Here is a 418-nt window from a genome sequence, read left to right as displayed (position 1 = left end):
CGAAGATAATTTCATCGGGCAGTTCCGCAATTCCGAGCCATCGGCCGGCCGGTATAGCCGCGCCATGGCGCCGGTGAAGAATGTCCGGGAAAACTGGCGGCTAGGCGCGTCCGGCCTGACGGCGGTGTGGGCGAAGGAGAATACGCGTGAGGCGATCTTCGACGCGATGAAACGGCGGGAAGTCTATGCCACCACCGGTTCGCGGATACAGGTGCGGGTCTTTGGCGGATGGAATTTCGCCAAGTCCGATGTGTTCCGGCCCGATTATGCGCATATCGGCTATGAGAAAGGCGTGCCGATGGGAGGCGACCTGACGCGCCAGGCGGGAGCCAAGGCCCCGAGCTTCATGATCGCGGCGGCCAGAGACCCCGACGATGCCAATCTCGACCGGATCCAGGTCATCAAGGGCTGGCTCGAC

Annotated in this window: 1 protein-coding gene; it reads left to right on the top strand. The window is 62.9% G+C overall.

Translation table 11 applies throughout. The features are described 5' to 3' along the window. The coding region (locus tag WG907_RS18150) for a DUF3604 domain-containing protein (RefSeq protein WP_340235020.1) at positions 1-418 on the top strand (418 nt) is incomplete at both ends.

The organism is Sphingobium fluminis (assembly GCF_037723805.1).
Lineage (GTDB): Bacteria > Pseudomonadota > Alphaproteobacteria > Sphingomonadales > Sphingomonadaceae > Sphingobium.
This window is presented reverse-complemented; position numbering and strand designations above follow the sequence as displayed.